This window comes from Anabaena sp. PCC 7108 (genome assembly GCF_000332135.1).
Classification (GTDB): domain Bacteria; phylum Cyanobacteriota; class Cyanobacteriia; order Cyanobacteriales; family Nostocaceae; genus Anabaena.
This window is the reverse complement of the sequence record NZ_KB235896.1, coordinates 3,700,995-3,727,779: the sequence shown is the minus strand read 5'-3', so window position 1 is coordinate 3,727,779 and position 26,785 is coordinate 3,700,995. Positions and strand designations below refer to the sequence as shown.

General features: G+C 39.4%; 26 protein-coding genes. 8 read left to right on the top strand and 18 right to left on the bottom strand.

The annotated features are described in order from the left end of the window. Nucleotides 1-7 precede the first annotated feature (7 nt). Genes ANA7108_RS0117580 through ANA7108_RS0117570 form a run of 3 tightly spaced genes read left to right on the top strand, consistent with a single transcriptional unit; the run spans nt 8 to nt 1,513 of the window. Nucleotides 8-964, top strand: coding sequence for a transposase (locus tag ANA7108_RS0117580; RefSeq protein ID WP_016952119.1), 957 nt, complete (start codon nt 8-10; stop codon nt 962-964). Between the two features lie 20 nt (nt 965-984). Next, nucleotides 985-1,206 carry a hypothetical protein gene (locus ANA7108_RS0117575; RefSeq protein ID WP_016952118.1) on the top strand — a complete coding sequence of 74 codons (222 nt, stop codon included), beginning with the start codon at nt 985-987 and terminating at the stop codon, nt 1,204-1,206. After that, a complete protein-coding gene (locus ANA7108_RS0117570; RefSeq protein ID WP_016952117.1) occupies nt 1,184-1,513 on the top strand; it encodes a type II toxin-antitoxin system PemK/MazF family toxin in 330 nt (109 codons plus the stop codon). Before ANA7108_RS0117575 ends, ANA7108_RS0117570 begins: the two co-directional genes overlap by 23 nt. A gap of 72 nt (nt 1,514-1,585) precedes the next feature. Here ANA7108_RS0117570 and ANA7108_RS0117565 read toward each other — a convergent pair whose 3' ends face one another. The 3 genes from ANA7108_RS0117565 to ANA7108_RS0117555 form a co-directional block, all read right to left on the bottom strand. Then, entirely contained in the window at nt 1,586-2,206 is a 621-nt protein-coding gene (locus tag ANA7108_RS0117565) for a heme-copper oxidase subunit III (protein ID WP_026104266.1), read from the bottom strand. 113 nt (nt 2,207-2,319) lie between these two features. Beyond that, nucleotides 2,320-4,011, bottom strand: a complete 1,692-nt coding sequence (gene ctaD, locus ANA7108_RS0117560; protein WP_016952115.1) for a cytochrome c oxidase subunit I — start codon at nt 4,009-4,011, stop codon at nt 2,320-2,322. A 66-nt stretch (nt 4,012-4,077) separates the two neighbouring features. Further along, a complete protein-coding gene (locus ANA7108_RS0117555; protein ID WP_016952114.1) occupies nt 4,078-5,166 on the bottom strand; it encodes a cytochrome c oxidase subunit II in 1,089 nt (362 codons plus the stop codon). Between the two features lie 408 nt (nt 5,167-5,574). Between ANA7108_RS0117555 and ANA7108_RS0117550 the strand changes: the two genes are divergently transcribed. Beyond that, the gene (locus ANA7108_RS0117550) at nt 5,575-6,498 is read left to right on the top strand and encodes a heme A synthase (RefSeq protein ID WP_016952113.1); all 924 of its coding nucleotides are present in this window, start codon (nt 5,575-5,577) and stop codon (nt 6,496-6,498) included. A 14-nt stretch (nt 6,499-6,512) separates the two neighbouring features. Here the strand turns inward: ANA7108_RS0117550 and ANA7108_RS27595 are convergent, their stop codons facing one another. Next, nucleotides 6,513-6,737 (bottom strand): hypothetical protein, encoded by a 225-nt coding sequence (locus tag ANA7108_RS27595; protein ID WP_016952112.1) that lies wholly within the window; start codon nt 6,735-6,737, stop codon nt 6,513-6,515. Here ANA7108_RS27595 and ANA7108_RS0117540 point away from each other — a divergent pair. Together ANA7108_RS0117540 and ANA7108_RS0117535 are read left to right on the top strand one after the other, a co-directional pair. Then, on the top strand, nt 6,736-7,680 hold the full coding sequence (locus tag ANA7108_RS0117540; protein ID WP_016952111.1) for a heme o synthase: 945 nt from the start codon (nt 6,736-6,738) through the stop codon (nt 7,678-7,680). The genes ANA7108_RS27595 and ANA7108_RS0117540 overlap by 2 nt on opposite strands. A 183-nt stretch (nt 7,681-7,863) precedes the next feature. Next, the gene (locus ANA7108_RS0117535; protein ID WP_016952110.1) at nt 7,864-9,030 is read left to right on the top strand and encodes a pyridoxal phosphate-dependent aminotransferase; all 1,167 of its coding nucleotides are present in this window, start codon (nt 7,864-7,866) and stop codon (nt 9,028-9,030) included. A 213-nt stretch (nt 9,031-9,243) separates the two neighbouring features. Here the strand turns inward: ANA7108_RS0117535 and ANA7108_RS0117530 are convergent, their stop codons facing one another. Next, nucleotides 9,244-9,504 (bottom strand): hypothetical protein, encoded by a 261-nt coding sequence (locus tag ANA7108_RS0117530; protein WP_144052402.1) that lies wholly within the window; start codon nt 9,502-9,504, stop codon nt 9,244-9,246. Between the two features lie 467 nt (nt 9,505-9,971). After that, nucleotides 9,972-11,252 carry a tetratricopeptide repeat protein gene (locus ANA7108_RS0117525; RefSeq protein WP_016952108.1) on the bottom strand — a complete coding sequence of 427 codons (1,281 nt, stop codon included), beginning with the start codon at nt 11,250-11,252 and terminating at the stop codon, nt 9,972-9,974. A 453-nt stretch (nt 11,253-11,705) separates the two neighbouring features. Here ANA7108_RS0117525 and hpsE point away from each other — a divergent pair, with 453 nt between their 5' ends. Further along, the gene (hpsE, locus tag ANA7108_RS0117520; RefSeq protein ID WP_016952107.1) at nt 11,706-12,641 is read left to right on the top strand and encodes a hormogonium polysaccharide biosynthesis glycosyltransferase HpsE; all 936 of its coding nucleotides are present in this window, start codon (nt 11,706-11,708) and stop codon (nt 12,639-12,641) included. 213 nt (nt 12,642-12,854) lie between these two features. On the opposite strand, the gene ANA7108_RS0117515 is transcribed toward hpsE, so the two are convergent. The 4 genes from ANA7108_RS0117515 to ANA7108_RS0117500 all read right to left on the bottom strand — a co-directional run bounded on the left by ANA7108_RS0117515 (nt 12,855) and on the right by ANA7108_RS0117500 (nt 17,097). Next, nucleotides 12,855-13,505 carry a hypothetical protein gene (locus ANA7108_RS0117515; protein ID WP_016952106.1) on the bottom strand — a complete coding sequence of 217 codons (651 nt, stop codon included), beginning with the start codon at nt 13,503-13,505 and terminating at the stop codon, nt 12,855-12,857. 176 nt (nt 13,506-13,681) lie between these two features. After that, the gene (locus ANA7108_RS0117510) at nt 13,682-14,785 is read right to left on the bottom strand and encodes a polysaccharide pyruvyl transferase family protein (RefSeq protein WP_016952105.1); all 1,104 of its coding nucleotides are present in this window, start codon (nt 14,783-14,785) and stop codon (nt 13,682-13,684) included. Nucleotides 14,786-15,188: 403 nt separating this feature from the next. Further along, on the bottom strand, nt 15,189-15,521 hold the full coding sequence (locus ANA7108_RS0117505) for a multidrug efflux SMR transporter (RefSeq protein ID WP_026104265.1): 333 nt from the start codon (nt 15,519-15,521) through the stop codon (nt 15,189-15,191). A 166-nt stretch (nt 15,522-15,687) separates the two neighbouring features. After that, nucleotides 15,688-17,097, bottom strand: coding sequence for a sensor histidine kinase (locus ANA7108_RS0117500; RefSeq protein ID WP_026104264.1), 1,410 nt, complete (start codon nt 17,095-17,097; stop codon nt 15,688-15,690). 617 nt (nt 17,098-17,714) lie between these two features. Between ANA7108_RS0117500 and purB the strand changes: the two genes are divergently transcribed. Beyond that, nucleotides 17,715-19,010, top strand: a complete 1,296-nt coding sequence (gene purB / locus ANA7108_RS0117495) for an adenylosuccinate lyase (RefSeq protein WP_016952102.1) — start codon at nt 17,715-17,717, stop codon at nt 19,008-19,010. A gap of 170 nt (nt 19,011-19,180) precedes the next feature. Here purB and ANA7108_RS0117490 read toward each other — a convergent pair whose 3' ends face one another. The 8 genes from ANA7108_RS0117490 to ANA7108_RS0117455 form a co-directional block, all read right to left on the bottom strand. Beyond that, nucleotides 19,181-20,374, bottom strand: a complete 1,194-nt coding sequence (locus ANA7108_RS0117490) for an MFS transporter (RefSeq protein ID WP_016952101.1) — start codon at nt 20,372-20,374, stop codon at nt 19,181-19,183. A gap of 156 nt (nt 20,375-20,530) precedes the next feature. Further along, nucleotides 20,531-21,703 (bottom strand): molybdopterin-synthase adenylyltransferase MoeB, encoded by a 1,173-nt coding sequence (gene moeB / locus ANA7108_RS0117485; RefSeq protein WP_016952100.1) that lies wholly within the window; start codon nt 21,701-21,703, stop codon nt 20,531-20,533. 33 nt (nt 21,704-21,736) lie between these two features. Further along, a complete protein-coding gene (locus tag ANA7108_RS0117480) occupies nt 21,737-22,204 on the bottom strand; it encodes a Mov34/MPN/PAD-1 family protein (protein WP_016952099.1) in 468 nt (155 codons plus the stop codon). Nucleotides 22,205-22,593: 389 nt separating this feature from the next. Continuing rightward, nucleotides 22,594-23,322, bottom strand: a complete 729-nt coding sequence (locus ANA7108_RS0117475; RefSeq protein WP_016952098.1) for an ABC transporter ATP-binding protein — start codon at nt 23,320-23,322, stop codon at nt 22,594-22,596. A 105-nt stretch (nt 23,323-23,427) separates the two neighbouring features. Continuing rightward, nucleotides 23,428-23,655: a ferredoxin family protein gene (locus tag ANA7108_RS0117470; protein ID WP_016952097.1), complete on the bottom strand. Its 228-nt coding sequence runs from the start codon at nt 23,653-23,655 to the stop codon at nt 23,428-23,430. Between the two features lie 64 nt (nt 23,656-23,719). Next, a complete protein-coding gene (locus ANA7108_RS0117465) occupies nt 23,720-24,931 on the bottom strand; it encodes an ATP phosphoribosyltransferase regulatory subunit (RefSeq protein WP_016952096.1) in 1,212 nt (403 codons plus the stop codon). Next, the gene (locus tag ANA7108_RS0117460) at nt 24,931-25,863 is read right to left on the bottom strand and encodes a J domain-containing protein (RefSeq protein WP_016952095.1); all 933 of its coding nucleotides are present in this window, start codon (nt 25,861-25,863) and stop codon (nt 24,931-24,933) included. The genes ANA7108_RS0117465 and ANA7108_RS0117460 overlap by 1 nt, the downstream gene beginning before the upstream one ends. A 97-nt stretch (nt 25,864-25,960) precedes the next feature. Further along, nucleotides 25,961-26,770 (bottom strand): inositol monophosphatase family protein, encoded by an 810-nt coding sequence (locus ANA7108_RS0117455; protein WP_016952094.1) that lies wholly within the window; start codon nt 26,768-26,770, stop codon nt 25,961-25,963. Nucleotides 26,771-26,785 lie beyond the last annotated feature (15 nt).

The following is a 26,785-nucleotide window of genomic DNA, read 5'->3' as shown; positions in this document are numbered from 1 at the left end:
TAGAACAATGTTGAAGAATGAACATCTCAAAGAATGGGCAAGAATTGTTAGTTATCATCTGCCGCATCTGTCCTTACCGGAAGTGACAGGTTTGGCAACTTGGAGTTTTGGAATGGTGATGACAGGTTCAAGTAGTATAACAAGAGTATCACAATTTATTAGTAGACTAAATCAAGAAAAAAGTAATACAGTCAGACAAAGATTAAAAGAATGGTATCAAGATGCCAATAGCAAAAAAGGGGAAAAACGAAGTGAGTTAGATGTCAATGAATGCTTTGCGCCTTTACTCAAATGGATTTTGAGTATGTGGCATAGTGACGAAAAATGGCTGCCACTAGGGATAGATACTACCAATATCGGTCAGAATTTTACAGTTCTTTCTCTTCACGTTCTTTATCAAAATTGTGCTATTCCCGTGGCTTGGAAAATTGTCAAAGGTACAGAAAAAGGCTCTTGGAAACCTCATTGGCACAAGCTCTTTCAATCCTTAAAAGATGCCATTCCTCCTGACTGGCAGGTAATTGTCTTAGCAGATAGAGGTCTTTATGCCGATTGGTTGTTCTCCGATATTTGTGCTTTGAATTGGCATCCTTTTTTAAGAATTAATCATCAAGGAACATTTCAAATTAGAGGTGAGAAGGAATGGCGGTTTCTCGACACAGTAGTAACTCAAACTGGAATGAGTTGGTCAGGAGTTGTTACTTGTTTTAAAACACATCCTTTGAATTGTACTTTATTTGCACGTTGGGATGAAGGTTATCAAGATCCTTGGTTGATTGTGACTGATTTAGCACCAGAACTTGGAGATGTTCTCTGGTACAGTTTACGTATTGGAATCGAATGTGGTTATAGAGATGTCAAGAGTGATGGATGGCAGTGGCATAAAACTCGTTTGACACAGCTTGGTGGTTTCTATAATTGCGTGGATTACAATAAATTTAAGATAGAGTATCGCACCTATTAACTCAAATTATCCCAAAAACCATGAAAACTCAAGTAGTTAATATAACTTATGAAATTGAACTTAACCCTGGAGAAAAATTGACTCTACCTGAATCTTTAACGAACAATATAGGAGCAGGAAATTGGATAATTACTATCCAACCAAAACCAAATTCTTCTCCAGTTACCCGCAGTCATGACGCATTTTTAAAAGGCTACACCTCAGAAGATGAAGGACTCTATGACGACTATACAACCGGGTGAATTCTGGGTAGCTGATATTCTCTTTACAAGTGGTGCAAGTTATAAAAAACGCCCCATCCTTGTACTTTGGTTAGATGGTGATGATGTTGTAGCCGCTGTAGTTACTTCAGCACAACCACGCTCACAAACAGATGTATTTTTAAACGATTGGTCAATTGCAGGTCTGCGTGTTCCCTCAATTGTACGTTTATCTAGGCTGGATTGCTTAGAAAAGAGTTTATTAATAGCGAAAATCGGACTAATTTCTGAATTAGATGCCAACCAATTGAAAACTGTATGGAATGCTTTTATTAAACCTCAATTTTAATGGCAATAAAAAAACCCCCAAATGGAGGTTTATGAGTTATTCAAGTGGAGTGAACAACTAAATAATTAATACCTACAGTAGATAGAGTAATCCGAACAAAATAATCCAAATTACGTCTACAAAGTGCCAGTACAGTTCAGCGGCTTCAATACCGAAGTGCTTTTCATTGCTGTAATGACCGGGAGTACGCGATCGCCACAAAACAGCCAAAATCGCTAAAACTCCTACAGTCACGTGTAAACCGTGAAAGCCAGTTAAAACATAAAACGTACTTGCAAACAAATTGGTAGTTAAACCAAATTCCAGATGGGTATATTCATAAACCTGTCCCACCAAGAAAATTGCACCCATAGCCGCAGTAATTGCCAACCAGGTACGCATTCCCTTGCTATCATTTTTTTTGATTGCAGTATCAGCATTGTGCATGACAAAACTACTAGAAATCAAAATCATTGTGTTTACACCAGGTAACAGCAGTTCTAACTCTGGTGTACCGGCGGGAGGCCAGACAGGTAGGGTAGCGCGGAAAGCTAAATAAGCTCCGAACATACCCATAAAAATCATCCCTTCCGCAATTAGAAACATAACTAGACCAAACAGACGATGGTCTGGATGTGCTTCGTGATGAGAATCTGCGGTTGCGTGGTGATGATTCTGTTCAATTTTCGCTGGGTCAATTATTTGACTTTGCATGAATTTCTCAATAGGTAATGGGTTATTAATAATTGATAATTCAGAATTCATAATTCATAATTCATAATTTTCTTTCAATTACGAATTACGAATTACGAATTACGAATTACGAATTACACACCAGACTCAATAGTTGGATATGGTTCGTCAGGTTTGGCGCTTAATACTTGATTGACATCAACTTTTTTCTCTTTCACGCCGTAATCATAGGGGCCTGTAGCCAAAACCGGTAGTTTTTCAAAATTCTCAATTGCTGGTGGTGAAGTTGTCATCCATTCTAGGGTGAGTCCTCTCCAAGGATTATTACCAGCTTTTGGTCCGTACAACCAACTCCAAATCGCATTGATAATAAATGGTAAAGTCGAAATCGCTAAGATATAAGACCCGTAAGTACAGATTTCATTCAAAGAAGTGAATTTGGGGTCATATTGGGCAATGCGGCGATTCATACCCATCATCCCCAGTTTGTGCATGGGTAAAAAAGTCATATTGAGACCAACAATGGTCAAAATCGCGTGAACCTTACCCCAAAATTCGTTCATCATTCGTCCCGTCATTTTCGGGAACCAATGGTAAATCGCTGCAAAAATTCCGAGTACGCTACCACCAAAAAGGACATAGTGTAAGTGGGCGACAACAAAATAGGTATCGTGAACGTGAATATCAAAAGGTACTGATGCCAACATCACCCCACTAATCCCACCAATCACAAAGGTTCCCAAGAAACCCATGGCAAAAATCATGGCACTATTGAGGTTAATTTTGCCACCCCAGATAGTTGCTAACCAACCGAAAATTTTAATGCCGGTGGGAACAGCGATGATCATGGTTGTGATCATAAAGAACATCCGCAACCAACCAGGGATACCGCTGGTAAACATGTGGTGCGCCCAGACGATTAACCCCAAAAAGCTGATAGCTAGAGACGAATAAGCGATCGCTTTATAACCAAAAATCGGCTTACGGGCATGAACTGGCAGAATTTCGGAAATTGCCCCAAAAAACGGCAAAATCATAATGTAAACCGCTGGGTGAGAGTAAAACCAGAACATATGCTGGTAAACCACAGGATCACCACCACCAGTCGGGTTAAAAAATGTTGTTCCTGCTAATAAGTCAAAGGAAAGCAGAATTAGCGCCCCAGCTAAAACTGGTGTAGATATCAATACCAGCGCCGAAGTTGCTAACATTGACCAGCAAAACAAGGGCATTTGATGGATTCCCATGCTGGGAACACGCATTTTCAGGATGGTGACGAGAAAGTTAATCGCCCCCAAAATTGAAGATGTACCCAACAGCAGGACACTGACAATCCAAATCGCTTCACCCACTTGACCTGTTACCAAGCTTAAAGGAGGGTAGGAAGTCCAACCAGCATCTGGTGCATCACCCACCGCCAAACTAGCGATCAGTAGTATACCCGCAGGGGGAATCATCCAAAAAGCTACCGCATTTAAGCGTGGAAAAGCCATATCCCTAGCCCCAATCATCAAGGGAATGAGATAGTTAGCAAAACCCGCTCCTGCTGGTACAATCCACAGAAAAATCATGATCGTGGCGTGGAGTGTAAACAGACTGTTATAGACTTCTGGCGTGACAAAATCTACCTCTGGCGTACGGAGTTCTGTCCGCACCAAGTCAGCCATCACACCGCCAATGCAGTAAAAAACAAAGGAAGTGACTAGGTATTGAATGCCAATCACCTTATGGTCGGTACTAAAACCAAAAAAGTCTCGCCAATGTCTTTCCCCTAATTCTTCAATATCAGGGATTTTGGCAGTTTCTTGCAACTGTAGTTGAGTCATAGTCAATTAGTTATTAGTCATTAATGATTATTCATTAGCCGTGATCTGCGACTATCTAACCATTGATTAATGGTGAACTTGATGGAGCATTTCTGAGTGAATTCCCATGTCCTTAGTGTAGGGGGCAAGAAATTCATCTGGGGATACATCTATCGGGTAGACGGCAACGGCTTGATTCAGGGTATCTTTACTAGCAACTAGCTGTTCTTGCATCCAAGTGTCATAAGCCTCTTGGGACTCTACCACTACTTGGGTTCTCATCGCTCCGTGGTAGGGGCCACAAAGTTCAGCACAAATTAAGGCGTACTCACCCACCTTATTGGGTGTGAAGCGAATCTCACTTTGTCTACCGGGGATCACATCTTGTTTAAGGCGGAATTCTGGAACCCAGAAGGCATGGATAACATCGTTAGCTGTCATGTTCATTTCCACTTGTTGACCGACTGGTACATGGAGTTCACCAGTGGTCACGCCCGTATCTGGGTAGGTAAAAATCCAAGCATACTGGAGTGCAGAGACGTTAATAACTAATTGTGGTGGTTGTCCAGCTTTTTCACGACTTGTACCCAAAGTCGGAGCTACGCTACCTACGCCGGGAGCATTGCGAATTTGAGGAATTTCAGGATTGCGGACTGCTGCTGTGGCCGGGTCTTCCATGGCCTGATCAGATTTTTCTTGGTTCAGATTTGGTTCTGTGCTGGTCGGTGTATCGCTTAATGTGGCAGCAATAGCAGTTCCTGGCATTGACATTGATTGTTGCATCATCGGTGTTTCCGGGGCTGCATGGACTGCATGAGGATCAAATCCACCGATTTCGTTGTAGACATCAAAGCTGTAAACAGAAATCCCAATAACGATAATTGCTGGGATCGCCGTCCAGAGTATTTCTAAAGGTACATTACCCTCGATGGGTGGACCATCTTCATTGTCACCTGCACGGCGACGGTATTTAAATGCAGCGTAAATTAAAACACTTTCGACTATTAAAAATATACCTGTAGAAACGATCATCATCGTGTTGAATAGACCATCTACTAAGACGGCTTCATCAGATGCGGCTGTAGGTAACAGACCGTGATTTTGACCGTACCAAAGGCTGGCTAGGGTTAGCACAATGCCAATTAGTAATGTCCAGATGGAACTTGGAATTTTCACGGCTTACTTAAATGGAATTTACGACGTTATCTCAAAGTCACTCACTTACTAAGGTAGTGCAGCCTATAGGATATGGACTCTGAATATCTGAAATCTTTATTAATTTTTTTGATTAGTTAATCAATCTTGAGTAAAACCGATTTATGTGCTATAACCCTCCAAAAAAATGACAATTACTAGCAAAATTTAAGGAAAACTTTAGGAAATTTTAATTAATTGCCACTCATCACTAATTCATATCTTAAAAAATACCTAAATCTTACAGCTAAAAGTACCTGAAGTGATTCAAAGTATAAGTGAAAGCCAATCTTTAAACCCTAGCTCATAGGTTAGGGTGTAGATAGGTCTTTTCTGATCAAATAGATAATTTTAAGAATATCTACCTCAAGCGGGCGGAAGGTATCGTTGATGAACGAATTTGTCCTACAACAACAAAATGAAGCGGCAGCCCAACACAATAGCCCCAAGGAAGTAATTCGTCGCTTGGTGTGGAAAATTTGCATAGCCACCTTGATTTTGATGGCGATAGGCAGTGCCACCCGCGTGATGAATGCTGGACTTGCTTGCCCTGATTGGCCTTTGTGCTATGGGGAATTGGTGCCAGCCAAGCAAATGAATCTCCAGGTGTTCTTGGAGTGGTTTCACAGATTGGACGCAGCTTTGATTGGTTTTAGCGCGATCGCACTTGCCGGTTTATCCTGGTGGCATCGTCGTGTTTTACCCAACTGGCTACCTTGGGCTTCTACATTTGCCCTGTTCTTAATCGTCTTCCAAGGCGTTTTGGGTGGACTCACTGTCACCGAATTGTTGCGATTTGATATCGTTACCGCCCATTTGGGAACGGCGCTATTGTTTTTCACTACTCTCTTAGTCATCGGTACGGCACTTAGCCCATATCAGGGGACTGGAACTGTTGGAAAGCTGCCTTGGGTGGGTTTAGCAGCTTCTGTTTTGGTATACCTACAAAGTTTACTAGGTGCTGTGGTAGGTTCTCGCTGGGCGCTACACCAATGCTTTGGTGATTCTCAACTTTGCCGAGTCATGTACAGCCATATTTTTGGCTTAATCCCGCCAACGCTGGCTACTTTGGCAATCGTATTTATCTCTTGGCGCACTCCAGCTTTACACCCAGCTTTGCGCCGATTAGCAAATATGGCTGGAAGCTTATTGATTTTACAACTGCTGTTGGGAGTCGCTACTTTTCGCTTACATCTACAAGTTGAGCCGCTAACCGTTACTCACCAAGCTGTAGGTGCTACTTTGCTGGGTACTTTAGTGGTGTTTACAGTTTTAGGGCTACGCGACAGAACAAATGGAATCATTACACAGTAAACAGTACGCAGTTATCAGTAATTATGTGAGAGATAAAAAGCGCCACGAAAGCCTCCCACCAGTCTTATAGGGAGATTTATACCCAAGGGATGAAATTGATAACTGATACCTGATAACTGGTAACTGGTAACTGGTAACTGATAACTGATAACTGGTAACTGATAACTGATAACTGGTAACTGGTAACTGGTAACTGGTAACTGATAACTGATAACTGAGAAAGGAAGTAGAGCTAACATGATTGAGACTAATGTCTCTCGCCACCACGATACATTTTTACAAGTAATTCAAAGTTACTACCAGCTAACTAAGCCACGCATTATTCCGTTGCTGTTAATTACCACTGCTGGGAGTATGTGGATTGCTGCTAAGGGACAAGTGGACCCTTTCCTATTACTAGTAACCCTGATGGGTGGTACTTTGGCTGCTGCCAGCGCTCAGACTATTAACTGTATCTATGACCGAGATATAGATTATGATATGGAGCGGACGCGCCATCGTCCTATGCCTTCTGGTAGGGTGCAGCCCCGTGATGCGTTGATTTTTGCGATCGCCCTGGCTGTGGCTTCTTTTACCCTACTCACAGTTTTTGCCAATTTATTAGCCGCACTTTTAGCATTTTCTGGTATTGTATTTTACGTTTTAGTTTATACCCACTGGCTAAAACGTCACAGCACTCAAAATATTGTCATTGGTGGTGCGGCAGGGGCGATTCCAGCCCTAGTTGGTTGGGCGGCTGTAACAGATACTTTAAGCTGGGCAGCTTGGCTGATTTTTGCCATTGTGTTTTTGTGGACTCCTCCTCATTTCTGGGCTTTGGCTTTGATGATTCGTGATGATTACGCCAAAGTGGGAATACCCATGTTACCGGTGGTAGTCGGTGATAAAGCCACGGTACGCCAGATTTGGTACTATACCGTGATTACCGTAACGGCAACTGTACTGCTGTTTTATCCTTTACACGCCAGTGGTATTGTCTATGCGTTTGTCGCCTTGACATTGGGGGGGATATTTGTTCACAAGGCTTGGCGCTTGCTGCAAAATCCAGAGGATCGAACTGTGGCTAAAGAGTTATTTCTTTATTCGATTTCTTACATGATGCTGTTGTGTCTAGCGATGGTGGTTGATAGTTTACCGATTACTCACAGCTTGGTAAGTGCTGTGGTTAATCGGTTTAGTTAGTAGAAAGAGCGATGGTGCTTGGCGCTATCGCTTTTTTTTTAACGCAGAGGAACGCTGAGGTTAGCGCAGAGGGACGCTGAGGTTGAAAGTTTTGATTTGAGTTAAGGTTTTTGGAAAAGGCAAATCTCGACTGAGGTTCTGAGATATCCTTAGATAGGATAGAGATTCGCCGAATAAAGTAGAATGAAGCTGGCAGCAAGAGTAAGTCAGGTAACGCCCTCTATAACCTTAGCGATTACAGCTAAAGCTAAGGCGATGAAAGCAGAGGGTACAGATGTTTGTAGTTTTAGCGCTGGAGAACCGGATTTTGACACTCCAGCCCATATCAAAGCCGCAGCCGCGAAAGCTTTGGATGAAGGTAAAACCAAGTATGGTGCAGCCGCTGGAGAACCAAAGTTAAGGGAAGCGATCGCCCAAAAGCTGAAAACAGATAACGGTCTTGATTATAAGTCAGAGAATATCATTGTCACCAATGGTGGTAAGCATTCTTTGTACAATTTGATGATGGCGCTAATTGATCCGGGTGATGAGGTCATTATCCCTGCACCATATTGGCTAAGTTATCCAGAAATGGTGATTTTAGCTGCTGGTAAACCAGTAATTGTGCAAACGGACGCTTCTACTGGCTATAAAATTACCCCAGAACAACTGAAAAAGGCAATTACCCCAAAAACTAAGTTATTCGTCCTCAACTCTCCATCTAACCCCACAGGGATGGTGTACACGCCGGAGGAAATTAAAGCTTTGGCGAAAGTTGTAGTTGATGCAGATATCTATGTTGTCTCTGATGAAATTTACGAAAAAATCCTCTATGACGGTGCAGAACACGTCAGTATTGGTTCTCTAGGAAAGGAAATTTTTGAGCGTACTTTGATTAGTAACGGGTTTGCTAAAGGTTACTCGATGACAGGGTGGCGACTTGGTTATTTAGCAGGGCCTGTGGAAATTATTAAAGCTGCTAGTACCATTCAAGGGCATAGTACATCGAATGTCTGTACTTTTGCTCAATATGGTGCGATCGCTGCTTTGGAAGGTTCCCAAGACTGTGTGGAAGAAATGCGCCAAGCTTTCGCTAAACGTCGTCAGGTAATGTTCGACAGACTCAATGCTATTCCCGGTTTGAGTACTGCTAAACCAGATGGTGCTTTTTACCTGTTCCCTGATATCAGCAAAATCGGTTTAAACTCTCTGGAATTTTGCAACGCTTTATTAGAAGTACATCAAGTTGCAGTTATTCCCGGTGTGGCTTTCGGTGCTGATCATAATATTCGCCTCTCCTATGCTACTGATATGGCGACAATTGAAAAGGGAATGGATAGGTTAGAGAAATTTGTGCGTTCTCGAATTTAACAGCAATAGACATCTCCAGAAAAAAAAGTAGAGACGTTTCATGGAACGTCTCTATAAAAGTTATAGGAAATGCCAATTTAATTGTTAGTCATATATTTAATGAATGATCTCATCAATTTTCCATAATCATATAAACAGACAAATTAATTATATCTCCCTAACCAGCCAGATTTTGGAAGGTTAGGGAGATAAAAAATAATGATAATTAACTAATTAATTTCTCCATTCATAGTGACCAGGAACCCGGACTCTGTGTCTACCTTGTTGCGACCAATGGGCAGGAACCCAAACCTTATGTTTTGTTTTCACAACTTGTACTGGTCTACGGTTGTGAATTGGATATTGAACAACTTGTACTTGTCTGGTATTTCGAGCTTGTGGTTTAACGACAATCTCTAACGCAGATGCTGGTGCTGATAAAGTCGTCATAGCTAAAGGTATACTTAGCATAATACCTGTAATAATCTTTTTCATCAAAGTTCTCCTATTAACAAATAGTTTCAGTTTGAGTAAATCAAATTTTGTGATTGTTTGATTTCTCATACCAGCTATCGTAGAAGTTGAATTTTGAATTTGCTAGTTACAAAAGTCATTACTACCACCATGACTTTAGTCTGTCGTTGAGGATGAAAAATGTCATAGGTTACATAACAGGTTAGAAAATTGGCAATTAAATTATACCGTTTTTTTATGAAAATGCAATTTATATCATGTCCGACTAATCGCTTATCAAAAAAAATCTCCGCGTAAGAGCGTCTCTCTGTCTTGAGCGTCAGTCTAAATGATAAGTATATCTCTGACGAGACGCTACGCGAACAACCGGACATGATATTATTCATTGTTGTAGAGACGTTCGATGGAACGTCTCTAGCAAATAAATTTGGCGCAGCTTCACATAGAATTAGTATTAGCGTAGCTCTCCCAACATGAGAAATCCAGGATTATGAATTACGAATTAATCCCATTTCTTGTAAACCTTGGCGGAGTCGTTGCGCTTCTTGGGGGTTTTGTAGTTCATGGATAGCGATCGCACTATCAAAAGCTGCTAAACTGGTTTCAACATCGCCCACCTTTAACAGCACTACTCCCAAATTTTGATAAGCTTCTGCATAGTCAGGATTTAACAGGATAGCTTGGTTATAGGCATCAATAGCTTCAGCAAATAAACCCATTGCTTTATTTACCATACCCAAATTGTAATGACCAAAAACAAAACCAGGGTCAATCTTTAAAGCTGTTTCATAAGCATTTTTCGCACCTTGTAAATCTCCCACAGCTTTCAATAAATTACCCAGATTATTATATCCTCCTAACTTCAACAAAGGATAAATAGGCAATTTTACAGCAGCTTGATAATGGGAAAGAGCCTGATTTCCATTTTTTAAATGTGTATTAGCAATTCCTAAGTGATAATGTAATTCATACAAGATATCATAATTTATTTCATTGGTCGTAATGGTTTCATGAATAATATTTCTACCTCTCTTAGATTGAAAATCTTTAAATCCGCGTGGGCGGTTTTTTTCTGTGGTATTTTGATTCCCCAGCACCTGCTTTAAACCTCTGGTTAATAACTCCATCCCATCCTTAATTTTCCCCATTTCCACATACAAAGCTCCCAATTTACTGCAAACATAAGCATCATTAGGATTAGCTGCAAAAAATTCTTCCATTGCGGCAGCGGCTTTAGTATATTTATTCTGTTGGTTAATTACCGCTTTTTGATATCCTGCGTGTAGAATTGCGACCCCTGGTAAATAACCAATTTGCCAATTAGATTCTTGAGCTAAAATAGCAGTAATACTATCATCAACCAAGGCATGATAAGGACGATCAAAACATATATCTGAATGGTTACGAAACAGTCGTGAAACCAAAGAATAAGGTGATTGTGTGGCTCCGACTTCTTGACGCACAAGATTAATTAATAGATATTCCTCTATATTAATTGCTGCTTTCAGATGCGGCACAATTTCTGGTGTCAGACTTTCATCAGCATCTAATACTAAAACCCAATCCCCTGTGACGTATTTCAGAGCTTCATTGCGAGCTTTACTGAAGTTATTACACCATTCAAAATGATGTAACTTAGCCCCAAATTTTTGAGCGATTTGGGGTGTATTATCAGTTGAACCTGTATCTAGAACTACAATTTCATCGACAACATTTTTAACACTACTCAGGCACTTTGGCAAGGCAGTTTCTTCGTTTTTAACAATCATACACAAGCTGAGTTTCATATATAGCAAGATAGTATTTATAGCTTTGGTCAATAATAGCTTATGTAATAAAGTATCGAAATGTGTCAGAATTAACAATATATAAGTAACAATTACTTCCAGGGTTTGGGAAAAGAAAGACAAAACTAGACAACCGTCGTATTTTCAGGGTTTGATTGTAAATTTTTGTAATAAAAAAGTCAAAATCTACAATATTTTCGGCGCTGTACTGAAAATTTTGGATACAATTATCGAGCTTGATCACGAGAACATGAAGGAGCATAATGTGCTGAATCAGCTATATTATTGTCAAATTACTTTTTTTGCGATACAAGTATGATAATTACCCATTTAATTGAGTTTTTACAGCACTCAAGAAATTAGTGTTAACTTAGGCTCAGTATAGGTATTACATTCACCGATATTAACCCATAGAATCAATAGGGATAAGTTTTTATGGTTGATTTTACAGTTGCTATCTGTACCTACAATGGGGGAAACCGTGTCCTAGATGTGTTAGAAAAATTGCGATTGCAAATTGGGACAGAGAAACTTATTTGGGAAATTCTAGTTATCGACAACAATAGCACTGATCACACTGCTGAAGTAATAAAAAACTATTTATCTAATTGGACTGAAACCTATTCTCTGAAATATTTTTTTGAACCAGAACAAGGACTCGCTTTTGCCCGCAGGTGTGCTATTAGAGAAGCACAAAGTGATTTAATTGGATTTTTAGATGATGATAATTTACCATATCCTAATTGGGTAATAGAAGCTTATAAATTTGGACAAATTCATGGAGATGCAGGTGCATATGGAGGACAAATTTATGGCAAATTTGAAGTCGAACCACCCCAAGGATTTGAAAGAATTGCTCGCTTTTTTGCACTTATAGAAGGGAATAAAACTTATTGCTATAACGAAAAATATCAATCAAATAGACAAAGAATGTTTCCTCCCGGAGCAGGAATAGTCATTCGTAAACAAGCTTGGTTAGAAAGTATTCCTGAACATCCCTTATTGCCGCAAACAAATGAAGATTTGGAGATGTTACATTATCTTTGGCAACAAGACTGGAAAATCTGGTTTAATGCTGAAATGAAATTAGATCATTTAATTCCTAAATCCCGGTTTGAAAAAGACTATTTAAGGAAGTTTTTCCGCCAAAATGGGATATGTCGATATTATTTTAGAATGCTGAATTATCAACCTTGGCAAAGACCAGTGATGAGTATTATATACATGATTAATGATTTTCAAAAAGCAATTAATTTTTATATTAAGAACAAGAATGTTTTAAAAACTGATGTGGTGATAAATGGAGAAATGGAATTGCTTTTAAGTTTATCTCTCAGCCCTTTTTATCATTGGAAAATAATTAAACAGTAAAATCAAAGACTCAGATATGGAAGAAATGCAATTCATTTATAGATTTAAAATATAGCGTTTTCCAATCTAATGAAGTACACACAAATTTATTCCCTGTTCCCTGTTAAGAGTTCCCTAAAACTAAAAAACTTTGTACCTCACGAGCATGGGAACTGCTATATGTGCATTCAAGCCTTTTGATTACAAGGCTTGAATGTTGAAATTTTTTTGGTGTTATTTCTTAGATTTCATATTTTTGATTTTATGCCATCTCTGTATTAATTGAGGGGGCAAACTATCTTTTACGCGGAAATTAGTAGCTATGGGAATCATTTCCACACCGAGACTAGATAACATAATCTGGGATCTTTGGGCAGCATTTTCAAATACTTCTGTTTGCTGTAAAGGAATATCAAAGCCATGAACCATTAAACCAGTCGTAAGGTTACGTTGCCATCTTCCACAACTACCTGTACGATGACGGAACATAGTAAAGCAACTATCAACCCCACCAGAAAATGCTGAAATAGCTTTTTCTGATGTTTGATTATTAATTTGTTCTTTTTCTACATCTGCAATGATATCAATTAAACTGTAATCATTGGGTAGCCAACAATTCCAAGCAAGTTGAAATTCTGTCAAATTTCGCAGCAAAGACGGAGAAACTTCACCATGTACAATTAAATCTGTTGACCGATTCATTGCCATCATCAAAGTAGCAACTATAAACGCATCACAACTATTACTCACCGATTCTTTATAATCAGAAGGAAGACGATACCAAAGACGAGTGCGAGTTTGTTGAGGATTTTCAATGGTGACACTGATCGTAATTGAACCTTCAGCTTCTGTAGTTTCTTCTTGCCAAAGATGGATTTTAGACATTATAAATACTCCTTAGACCAAAGGGATAATCCGATTAAAGTTTTTATTCCAGATACTTCATGAATTTGATCTGATTTACTGTGAATAACAGTCTTTCCACTGGTAAAAATCAAGGTTGAATAGTTTTAAGAAAATGCGATTGCTGTTCTAGATTTGGATCAACAACAATTACAGAATTAGCCATTTATATTACCTGATTTACTTAATTCTAATAATTCTTTTACAGCGAATTCAATCTGGGTAGGATCTTTAACAAATCTACAAAATGGGATGTCTTTTGTCCATGCTTCATAAAAAGATTCATTCTTGTAATAAGCATTAGGTAGAAAAACATGAGGAATGCTCAACAGTGTGCAAAGAATATGTCCATGCAACCGATTTGTAATTACTATTTGATGTTGCTGAAATTGATAAATTCCACTGTACATAAAACTCCATAAAAGTTTGTGCATAGCAGGATTATACATCTGATTGAATTTATCAGCATTGCCATAAAAATATTGCCATTTCTGCCGATATATCCACTCCACTGGAGTCATCAAGCCACGTTGCCAAACCTCCCTTACCATTTGTGTCACAAAACGTTTTATCCCGCTGGACTGAACTCCTAGCACCCATTTATATGAAACCCAATCTTGTACAACTAAATTAGGAATTTTTACATTATCTACTGAAAATTTAAGATTTAATTCTTTGTCTTTTCTACAGAGAAAGAGAATTGATTGTTTTGGCTGACGGTTAGTAGATACACCTGGTGAATTTAATAATTGGAAAGCCATATCAGGAGACTTAATCACTCGGCATTTATCAAAAGACTCCTTAGCAATTTGATAGCTACGATCATCACGGACAAATATAGTTAAATTAGGATGAGAATTAAATATATTTGCTGTTTTTTGGAGATTATCTAAATTGTTAAATAGAATACTTTGTGGAAGAATAATAATTGGTCGATCTTGATATTTAGTAATAATCTGCTCTCGAAATTGCTGATGAATAGGCCAAAGGTCTCCTAAATTACCTCCTCCATGCAGAAATATGGGAGATTTACCAATTTTCTTTTCCATTACTGTTGGGGAAAAATCTGCAATACTAGAAGTGTAATTAATTTTTGTTTTTAGTACATCAGTTAAGTAAATCACAGTCCCCAACCAAATTAAATGATCTCCCAAATTTAGATGATCTGGATAGTTCAGCAATGCACATGATTCAAAACTATCTAATTGTCCTAAAACTTTATGTAAGTCTTCTTTAATTCTCGCTGCGATTATATTTTTCATGGCTGCGTTGTTCCTGAAAATAATGGCTAAAAAATTGTTAATTGCTTAAAGTTTCTTTTTACTACTAACATTCGTTCATAAAATAACCATGCACAAGATACACCAAAAAGCTGAGAAACCTTACTTTGGTATAATCCAAATAAATATTAATTTCTAAGCCTCTCCCAGTTGCCAAGAAGTCTACCCTGTGGGAAACCACTCCGTGTCTATGGGGAAGGTTGTACTGTTTGGTTACATTGTCAACCGTCAGCAGTATAACATAACTATTGTAAATATGAATAAAAATCACAAGTGAGATTGGATATTACTGATTATATCTCTATTAATAAACTGTTACAAATTCAATAAATTTTGTGGGTTTAGCGATGCTAAACCCTGGTTTGTCAATCCAATATTAATTCTTTTAATTTCCCAAATAGTCACCTAAATTTAGACCAATCACCCCGATAATTATTAAAATTATAGAGATAAGTTTGACGAATGAGAAAGACTCATTAAAGCAGGTAATTCCAATACTAGTAATTACGATAGTACCTAAGCCAGACCAAATAGAATAAACGACGCTGACCTCAATTTTTCTGAGAGAAAGTGTCAAAAAAGTTAAACAAAGTCCATAGAAGACAAAGATAAAAATTGAAGGAATTATTTTAGTAAATTCTTCAGACAATTTCATGCAAGTTGTGCCGAAGACTTCAAAAATAATTGCCATTATGAGGTAAATCCAACTGATTGGCATAGTTATTATTAATGTGTGAGGAGATGAGAGTATGATAGAATATATAATGAGTGTACGGCGATTTCTCAGGCTTATTTGTTGTATAGAATACTTTTAAACTATCCTCTAAGCAAGCTACAGGTTTGATATAAATAAGAGTCTAAAACTATCTTAAATTTATGATTATTTAACTAGTCTCTTTATTTCCCAAATCCTCTAAAACAATAGGGATTTTAATTATAAACTCAGCACCTTGTCCGGGGATGGATACACAAATAAGCTCACCACTATGCTTTTCAACTATAATTTGATAGCTGATTGATAATCCTAAGCCAGTTCCTTGACCTACGGGTTTGGTAGTAAAGAAGGGATCAAATAAGCGCTTTTTTATATTATCTGGTATTCCTAGTCCATTATCTGCGATACTAATGATAACTTGATTTTCATTAGTTACTTCAGTATGAATGCATATTCTCATCTCTTCGTGATTTTTGGCAGTCACATTATTGCTAGAAACTGATGATTTATAACTTTCTGAAAGAGCATCAATAGCATTAGCTATGATATTCATAAATACTTGATTAAGTTGCCCAGGATAGCACTCCACTAAAGGTAGATTTCCGTATTCTTTAGTAACCTGAATCTCTGGACGATCAGGTTTAGCTTTTAGATTATGTCTGAGAATAATTAATGTATTCTCTATGCCTTCATGAATATCGACAAATTTAACTTCTGCCTGATCTAGCCGAGAAAAGTTGCGTAGCGATAAGACAATTTCATTAATTCTAGTAGCACCTACTTTCATAGAAGATAATAATTTTGGCAAATCTTCTAAAATAAATTCGATTTCAATTCCCTGATGTTTTACTTGCGATACTACATCAGAATAAGATTGTCCCTGTTGATAACATTGGATTAGATATAGTAAGTCTTTAACATATTCAGTAGCATAACTGAGATTGCCATAGATAAAATTCATAGGATTGTTGATTTCGTGTGCAATACCAGCTACAAGTTGTCCCAAGGCAATCATTTTTTCATTCTGTAGCAATCGAGAATAATTGTGTTGAAGATCACGGAAATCTGCTCGTGCTATTCTGGTTCGTTCTTTTTCTTTTTGTAATCGAGCTATTGTTAAAATATGGATGCGAGAGTAGGCTAAAAGTAATTGATGGAAATCTAGTAATCCATGTTGGCAAGATGAATCGGTAATTAAAATTGGCTCATAAACCAGTTGTTGTGATCGCTCTAAAGCTATCTGTGTCGCTTCCACAATTGATATCTCTTCAGGTAAAATACATATTTCTGGGCGGAGAAAATTATAGAGATATTCGACAGGCCGTCCAGCAAATAGACCTAAACCATAAGGACGGCTCATTTGTTCAAAAAATAGCCGTCGCGAAATTACGCCCACACATTGCTGATTTTTAGTCAAGATAATTCCTGGAAGTAAAGGCTCTTGTTCAAAAATTTTAGCCAATTCGTTTCCTGGATGATCTAGCTCAATTTTAACAATCCAAACTGGTAGTTCCTGCAAAGTTGAATCTGGTTTTAAGTTCAACTCATCAGCACTTTTCATGCTATGCATAGCCAGCATCTTGACAATCCTTAATATTTAATATTTGTGATTCTTAAAATCTGCATGACTACTTAAGCTAATATTGCTGGGCGGAATTGAAAAATAGACTTCTGTTAGGTATACAAAATTAAAAAAGCTTTATGAGAAAGACTATTTATAAATTTTGAACAGTTATCTTATTTCCGTTCAGCGGTACTAGTATTTTCAACATGATTTAGCAAATATTAGTGCTAGGCAAGATATTATTCTAAGTATTTGTGCAGAATTAAAACTTTACAAGCGAATTATGTAATCGCAATATCGAACTTACATGAAATTTGAGGGCTTGGGTAAAACATATAACTAAATTGATTGAGAATCTAGCGGACGGATGCATTAAATCCTAGCATCTAGCCTTTAACTAAAAGTTAAGGATTCATATTAAATTCAGACAAAATGTCCTAAAATGACTGATTTAAATATATTTACTTACTTAATTTGGGGAATTGCTGCTAGTATTTTTGTACTTAATCGGAAAATACTGAGTTAATTAGATAAAATAATACTTATTTTGCCTTTTTATTATTCTCCACCAATATGGCGTGCCATACACTAATTAAAATGTAAAATATGACGGTTGTATTATATGCCCGAATGTGATTGAGCGTTATACTTTGCCCGAAATGGGCAATCTGTGGAATGAAAACTATAAGCTACAAACCTGGCTGCAAGTAGAAATTGCTGTTTGCGAAGCACAGGCGGAATTGGGTTACATTCCATCAGAGGCGGTTGCAGAAATTAAGTCTAAGGCGAATTTTAACCCTCAGCGGGTGCTAGAAATTGAGGCTGAAGTCCGCCATGATATGATCGCTTTCTTGACAAATGTCAATGAATATGTAGGTGATGCGGGGCGCTATATTCACCTGGGTTTAACAAGTTCGGATGTGTTGGATACGGCTTTGGCGCTGCAATTGGTTGCGAGTTTGGATGTGCTGTTGCTACGCCTGGAAGATTTAATTCAAGCTATTCGCCATAAAGCTAGAGAACACCGTTATACTGTGATGATTGGGCGATCGCATGGTATTCACGCTGAACCGATGACTTTTGGTTTTAAGTTAGCTGGGTGGTTGGCAGAAGTGTTGCGACACCAAGAACGCTTGCAAATTCTCCGCAAAACCATAGCTGTAGGTAAAATCTCTGGTGCAGTGGGAACTTATGCTAATATTGAACCTCGTGTAGAAGCGATCGCTTGTCAAAAGCTCGGACTCAAACCTGATACCGCCTCTACACAAGTAATTTCCCGCGATATTCATGCTGATTATGTACAGCAATTGGCTCTTGTTGCTGCATCCATTGAACGCTTTGCTGTAGAAATTCGCAATCTCCAAAAAACCGACGTTTTGGAAGTTGAAGAATTCTTCGCTAAAGGTCAAAAAGGGTCCAGTGCTATGCCCCACAAACGTAACCCTATTCGTTCTGAACGACTGACGGGAATGGCGCGATTAGTGAGAAGTCATGCAGGTGCAGCTTTAGAAAACGTAGCTTTATGGCACGAACGAGATATTTCTCACAGTTCTGTAGAACGGGTAGTTTTACCAGATGCTTGCATTTTAACTCACTTTATGCTGCATGAAATCACCGACTTGGTGACAAATCTTCTGGTTTATCCCCAGAACATGGAACGGAATCTCAACTGCTATGGTGGCGTAGTTTTCAGCCAAAGAGTTTTATTGACTTTGATCGACAAAGGACTAAACCGCGAAGAAGCTTATGCGATCGTTCAACAAAACGCACACACAGCTTGGAATCAACCAGAAGGTAATTTCCGCGATTTGATTAGCAAAGATCCTCGTGTTACTCAAAATTTGTCATCAGCAGAAATAGAAACCTGTTTTGATCCACAGCAGCATCTCAGACATTTAGATCAGGTTTATCAAAGGCTGGGTATTTAATTCATACTCCCACGCGGGGATGGGGAAGCGGGGACGTGGAGACGCGGAGATGGGGAGACGTGGGGACGCGGGTACGCGGGGAAAATTAAAAATTCCCTGTTCCCTGTTCCCCGTTCCCCGTTCCCCGTTCCCTGTTTACGAATTACGAATTACGAATTACGAATTACGAATTACGAATTACGAATTATTTCCCCCTGTTTGCTCTGCGTTAAAAAAATACACCCACCTGCCACCAAAAACGCCACCGCACCTCTAAATCCACTGGCTACAGCTGTCATCCCTGGCGGAAAAAATACACCAAATAAACTCATTGCCAAGGAAAATCCCCCAAAATACATCCCAATTCCTAACCCAGCCCAGCGCTGAGGCATTAACTCCAAAGCAAAGGGAATTACCCCATTGACAATTAAACTAAATCCAGTTATTATAAAAAATATAATGGGAATCTGTGCGCGCAGATATATCATTGCCAGAATTGAGCAAACAGTTATACCGACACCTGCGAGCATAACTCGACGATTTCCCAGCTTGACTGCACAGAAACCTGCGGGTAAGGCAGCAACAGCGAGAGCTAATCCAAACCAAACCATGATTGTAGTTATATCATTAGTATTAAGTTGAGTTTTCAGGGTTTTGCTTAAAGCATCAATGAGTAACCGGGAACCCCAACCGACAGAAAAACCGGTAACTAGGATTAAACCTAAGTTTTTGAAAGGTATTTTGGGTGTTTCTAGGTTTTGTTGTGCTGTTGGTATTGCTGGGGGTTGGACAAAGCGTAACGCAAATGCAGCAGCAAGAAGAACAAAGGAAGCGATCGCAAAAGCAAAAATTGCACCTAAACTAAGAATAAACTGATTTGCAATTCCCCGAAAAGCACCAACTACTCCTCCCGCTAAAGTCACAAAACTGAATGCTAAAGGCAACTCAGCCGGCATAGCATATATTGTTAATAAGCACATTGCGGGAGAACGAAAAACAGTCATTGCTAAAGCCCAAGCTACCAAAGCTAAGGGTAAAATTCCCCGTATCACCTCAGTTGGTGGGATGAAAGTTACAATACAGGGGATAGCAATCAATAAAGTTGAAGCGAGAATTACACCTACCGAAATGAAAGGAAAGCGACTTCCTAATTTTAGTCTAGCTTGATCTGAAAGTCCCCCCATCAGTGGTTCCATCACCACAGCCAAGGCATTTTCTACAACTAATATACCAACTGCTAAAGATGGCGGAAAACCAAATTGAGTCAAAAGTTGGGGTAGATAAGTATTATAAACCAACCAAGTGAGGGTAATTGCTGCCTGTAACCCTGCTAAAACCCAAACTTGTACCCATAAAATACTTGGTTGAGATTTTGAGGTATTCATCCGATTTTCGATTTCCTACGGATAGGAAAGGTAACAGGTAACGGGAGTTTTTGGAATTAATTTGGAATTAATTTATTCTCGATTCTCCATTCTCGATTCTCCATTCTCTGTTCCCTGTTCCCTGTTCCCTATTCCCTATTCCCTATTACCTATAATTTAATACTGAGGAACAGAAGAATCTACTTCCTGACTCCAAGCATTAATTCCACCTTTGACATTAGTTCCCACAATTCCGGCTTCCTTGAGGATACCAAGGGCTTTTGCAGAACGTCCACCCATTTTACAATGAGCAATTAAGCGATGTCCGTTGAGTATTTCCTTCACCTTAGCAACACCATCACCGGTTTCAATATCGGGTAAAGGTATTAATACTGAACCAGGAATTTTGGCAATTTCATACTCGTGGGGGTTACGGACATCGACCAATACAAAGTCTTTCGCACCACTATCTATTAATGCCTTCAACTCCGTCACCGTCATTTCTTGAATTTCCATTTGCTGTTTCGCTTCTTCTGCTTGCGCTTGCGGTATACCGCAGAATATTTCGTAGTCTATTAACTTTTCAATGACTGGACGAATCGGATTAGGACGCAGTTTCAATTCTCGGAATTTCATTTCTAAGGCATTGTACAACAGCAAGCGTCCGCTGAGGGTATTACCATTACCAAGAATAATTTTGACTGTTTCTGTGGCTTGAATGATACCAATCATTCCTGGTAAAATCCCTAATACACCACCTTCTGCACAGGAGGGAACCATTCCTGGTGGTGGTGGTTCTGGATACAAGTCACGATAGTTGGGACCACCTTCGTAGTTAAATACGGTTGCTTGTCCTTCAAAACGGAAAATGGAACCGTAGACGTTAGGTTTGTCTAACAATACGCAAGCGTCGTTAACTAGATATCTGGTGGGGAAGTTATCAGTACCATCAACTACGATATCGTAAGGACGAATGATATCGAGGGCGTTTTCGGAACTTAAGCGAGTTTCGTATAAATCAACTTGACAATGGGGGTTGATTTCGTGAATACGGTTTTTCGCTGATTCGATTTTGGGTTTACCTACCCAAGATGTGCCGTGAATAACTTGACGTTGCAGATTGGAGGTATCAACGATATCAAAATCTACAATACCAATGCGTCCAATACCAGCTGCGGCTAAATATAACAGCAATGGTGATCCTAGTCCACCTGTACCGATACACAATACACTGGCAGCTTTTAGGCGTTTTTGCCCCTCCAGTCCCACTTCTGGCAAAATTAAGTGACGGGAGTAGCGTTCGTAGTCGTCTTTTGTCAACTGGATTTCATCCAGATTGGGATTTAGCATAGCAGTTGAATGGGAAAGCGCGGAGTATTAATGTTAACTTAAAATTGTTAAGTTTATATGTTCGATTGTCTCAAGTTGAAATTGGTGATTTTCGTCCAGACTCCAACTTTGGAGTTTGCCCGCTTTACCATTTTCAACGGAAACTATTATATATGAGTATTCTGGCCAAGCATAGAGTCTATCCCATTCTGAAGGAATAGCGGGGTGATCGGGATGGGAATGATAGATACCAATTATACTTAAGTTACGGTTTCTGGCTTCCCTTTGCATTTGTAACATGAAAGCGGGTGCGATCGCATATCTTCTCTTGGTACTCTGGGCTTCTACTGTAAAATTCACCGCTTCTTGATTCCAGGCGTTTTCTGTGGGTATGACTGTAATTAGGGTTTTGCTATCTTCAGCCATATAGCCTAGCATTATCCCACAGCATTCTTCAGGATAGGTGCTTTCGGCGTGATTGTTGATAATTTGTAAATGTTCTGGCTGGAGTTTGAGGTTCATTTTTGATTGTTAAACGCAGATAAACGCAGATAAACGCAGATTAAGAGGATATGTTTTTAGAGGTTGTGTACTACTCGTTTTGTTTCTATCAGGACTTACGTAACTGGCACATTGGTAAGGTGCGTCAGATATCAAAAATCTGTTTATTTACTAGATTTATGCAGTAGTAAAGCACCCTACAATAGACATCTGGTGAAAACTAAATGTGCGTTTTCTAGAACCCTTGTAGAGACTTTCCATGGAACGTCTCTACATTCTTTTCCGGAGATGTCTAATAGATTTTTAGTGTGACACTTGCGTAAGTCCTATCTATTTTAGAATTGCTAATTTCGAGAAGCTACCTTAAGGATGTCTAAATCTGTGGTAAAGTTTGTCTTATAAAGACTGATTTAATGCCCCTTTCCTGCACCTAAATACAATTCTCCCACTTTGGGATCAGTTAACAATTCTCTACCAGTTCCAGAAATAGCATCTCTTCCTGATTCTAATACACAACCACGATCAGCCATTTCCAAGGCTTTACGGGCATTTTGTTCTACTAAGACGATGGCTGTACCCGATTGGTTAATTTGTTTAATTTGCTCAAATACTTGCGTTACTAAAATGGGAGATAAAGCTGCCGAAGGTTCATCTAAAAGTAGTAAACTGGGTTCTAACATCAAAGCTTTACCCATCGCTAACATCTGTCTTTCCCCACCAGATAAAGTTCCTGCTCGTTGACGACGGCGATCGCTTAATCTAGGAAACATGGTAAATATTTTGTCTTTTAGGGGTTTGAGGGGAATATTCCGCACAAAGGCTCCCATTTCCAGATTTTCTTCAATCGTCAGGGAAGGAAAAACATTGGCTATCTGTGGGACATAACACATCCCTCTTTGGACGATTTGATTTGACTTTAACCCAGCAATATTTTCCCCTTTGAAGGTAATTGTGCCTGTATGGGGTGTTAAAAGTCCAAATATGGTTTTTGCTAAAGTGGATTTACCTGCACCATTAGGACCAATAACGGTAACTAATTCGCCAGGTGATACTCGAAAATTTACACCTTGTAATATATCTACATCTTTGATATATCCAGCGTAGACATTTTCCACTTCTAATAAATAATCATTAGTCATTAGCAATAAATTGGGAATAGGGAACTCTGAACAGGCAATAGGCAATAGGCAATAGGCAAGAATTAATTAATTTTTCCCTGTCACCTGTCACCTATCACCTGTCACCTAAGAGGGTGTTTTTTGCAGTTCAGGGCGTTCTTCTGCCAGAATTGCATTTTCTACAGGGCAAACTTGTAAACAGATGCCACAGTCGATACAGGTAGCAAAGTCAATCCAGTACCAATCAGTGCCTTTGACGTTTTTACCTGGGCCTTCATGAATGCAAGCTACAGGACAAGCTCCTACACAGTCAGCAACGCCTTCACAAACATCAGTTACAATTGTATGTGGCATTTTATCGATTCCCTCTCTTGAATGAATCAGTAGTTTTTAGCATCACAATTTGTCAAGTTATCTGTTAACTTACTGCTTCAATTGTTGGTGTTCCATCGGGTTTAATCCAGGCAATTTGGGCGATAGAGCGATCGCTTGCATATTGACGGATAGCCTCTGTATCTCTTCCCCCCAAATCGATTTCTACTCGCACTAAATCAGGAGTATCTCGCAACTTCTGGGCGTAAGCAAAAGCTGCCGCTTCAGCCGTTTTGCTTTCTGGTACTACTAGCCAATTACTTGCGGGTATATCCTGAGGTAATTGCTGAGTCAAGAGAAGAGTTTGGTATAAATCATCAATACTCAATTCAAAACCGATACCGGGAATGTTGTCCCCTTGGGGATGATATAGCCCCAAAAGTTGATCATAACGACCCCCACGCCCTAAAACCTTGGCTTGACCATCCGTATCACTGACTACTTCAAACACAATACCTGTGTAGTAATTAATAGTTTGAATCAAACTCAGGTCAAGAATTAAGGGAAATTTGCGGTCGGATTCTAGTAAATCTACTAGAGATTTGAGATTATTTACCGCCTCTTGCTGCTCGGAGTCGAGATTTAAGCTGCTGACTTTGGCCAAAACATCTGCACTATTACCACGCAAATCCAGCATGATTCTGGCACGTTCGCGGAGTTCGTCAGTTAGAGGTAGAGTATCTATGGTAATGCGATCAAGATGAGCGATCGCACTCCGCACCTGAGTTTGTAAATTGGCAGGAAAAGCATTAAGTAGGGAGCGAGTAATACCAGCTTCACCTAAGATTAAATGCCAGCCCTGTAAATCTAAAGCTGCTAAACAATTAGCTACCAACAATAGCACTTCAGCATTTGCCAGCAACCCACCAGATCCTAGCAATTCCACCCCAGCTTGATAATACTCTTGCTGACGATTATGCCGTTTTTCCCAGTTGCGGCGAAATACGTTGGCATTGTAATACAGCCGTTGGGGATAAGTCGCACCAGCCATACGAGTAACGACTGTACGGGCAATAGAAGCTGTCAGTTCTGGACGTAAGCCCAATGCTTCATTTTGCCCATTTTGCAGTTCAATCACCATTTGGCGCTGAATTGCTTCACCCGCCATTAAAGTATCCATGCGTTCCAAAGTTGAGGTGATAATCCTGTGATATCCCCAACGATGAAACACTTGTTGTAACCTATCTTCAATCCAGCGTTTTTGAGCCACATCTAAAGGGAGTAAATCCCTAGCTCCCGCTGCTGGTTGATACACCATTATTTTTTCCCACCAAACAAACCACCAAACAAACCGCCACTTCCAGACTTATCTGGTTGCTTATCTCCATGATTTGGAGACGAATTCACCTGAGTAGCATTGGGTTTAATTCCTAAAGCTTTGTCTACTTTGGGTTTCCATTCCAAAGCCAATTTCTCTTGAGGATTTAATTTCAGTGCATTGTCCAAGTGAATTTTTGCCATTCTCAGCTGATTTTCCCCTAAATATGCCATTGCGATCAAGCTATGGCAACGACTATTTCTCGGCTCTAGCCTTAAGGCATCTTGCAATTCTACTTTGGCTAGAGCAAATTGGTTTTTTTGCAGTAAAGTTTGAGCGCGACGAAGGTACTGTTCTACAGCCGAGTCTTCTTTAGGTGGTGGTGGCGGTGGTGGTGGTGCTATATTTGTCCTCGGAGGATTGGAGCTAGGTAATTGGGGCTTGATAATTGAATGCCCTGATGTCCGCATCAGGTAAACTAAATTTAATTCACTAATTTGAGCAATTATTTGGCTTGCTTGCTGCAAATCATCAAATTGAGTTGTGGAAATTTTAGTGAGTTGATTTTTGTACAACAAGTCTATATTAGGCGCACTCAATAATTGCTTGGCTACATCTGTGGTGAGTTCTATTGACTCTGATGATTGTGCCAAACGCTTGCCTATTTGCGATAAAACTAAAGTATATTCGGCTCGATTACGTTCTACAGATAGTTTTTCGTAAGCTGGATTAACTAACTTAGATAACAACTCATTGGCTACTTGTTTTGCTGTTTCACCGACTACAGTAGAACTATCTGGGTGCAAGCGCCGAGCGATTTTCAGATAGCGTTTGCGAACCTCTTTGGCATCTGCATCCACTGGAACACACAAAATTGCATGGTGATCTATGAAATCATATTTGAAAAGTCCGCAATCTAATTTTAGAGACATAAGAATATAAGTGTTGCGTGTTGCACCCAAACAGCAATTTTTATTAGTTTACCCTACCTATAATGTTTAGCTATCAGTTAGCTATCATTGTCTTTGCTCACCAAGCTGAAAGAGGGGTAACTTTCATTAATTCCTGACTCAGATTATTATGTATACAACAATTTGTTGCCAGTATTCTACCGGAATCAATTTGGAAAGGAGTGTTATCGTAGGCAGTGACTTTTCCCCCTGCTTCTTGCAATAAAATTATACCAGCAGCAATATCCCAAGGTGCAATTCCTCTTTCCCAATAACCATCAACACGGCCACAGGCAACATAAGCTAAATCTAGAGATGCTGAACCGCCACGTCTCACGCCTTGGGTAAGATGGGTGAGATGACAGAATTCTGCGTAGTTGTTGTCTGAAGTTTCTCGACGGTCATAAGCAAATCCCGTAGTCAACAAACTTTTGCTCAATTCATTAGTTTGAGAAACCTTAATCGGACGGCGGTTGCGCGTTGCACCTAAGCCAGCAGCCGCCCGGAATAGTTCGTTATGGAAAGGGTCATAAATCACACCTACTTGCGATATGCCATTAATAAACAAGCCAATGGAAACTGCAAAACAGGGATATTGATGGGCGTAGTTAGTTGTACCATCTAGAGGATCAATTGCCCACAGGTATTCATTCTCTTGGTTGCCGAGTTTCCCAGATTCTTCTGCGAGGATAGAATGTTGGGGAAAATGGCGGTGCAAGATTTCTAAAATCACCTTTTCGGAAGCTTTATCAGCTGCGGTAACTAAATCACCTGGTCGTCCTTTTTCGGTAGTTGCATCTGCTACTTTCCCTAAATAGTCTTGTAAAATTATACCAGCATTTAAAGCAGCTTCAGTAGCAATATCTAGGAAATTTGGTAAGTTAGTCATTAGTGATTGATCACT